This window comes from Paraburkholderia sp. SIMBA_053, from assembly GCF_046534895.1.
In the GTDB taxonomy this organism is placed as follows: domain Bacteria; phylum Pseudomonadota; class Gammaproteobacteria; order Burkholderiales; family Burkholderiaceae; genus Paraburkholderia; species Paraburkholderia caledonica.
On the sequence record NZ_JAWRXU010001383.1, the window covers coordinates 1 to 247 of the forward strand.

The following is a 247-nucleotide window of genomic DNA, read 5'->3' on the forward strand; positions in this document are numbered from 1 at the left end:
GTACCTGCTGTTCGGACCCGGCGCGAACATTCCGCTGCTGGTTGCGCCGATGGGCGCTTCGGCCGTGCTGCTATTCGCGGTGCCGGCAAGTCCGCTGGCGCAGCCGTGGTCGATCATCGGCGGAAATCTGGTTTCGGCGACGATCGGCGTGACCTGCGCTAACGTGATTGCCGACCCGACACTCGCGGCCGCGCTGGCAGTCGCGCTGGCGATATGCGGCATGTTCGCGCTTCGCTGCGTGCATCCG

Annotated in this window: 1 protein-coding gene; it reads left to right on the top strand. The window is 67.2% G+C overall.

Going from position 1 to position 247, the window contains the following annotated elements; all coding sequences use genetic code 11:
• Positions 1–247: HPP family protein (locus SB753_RS40130; protein WP_410805560.1), on the top strand; the 247-nt coding region annotated here is incomplete at both ends.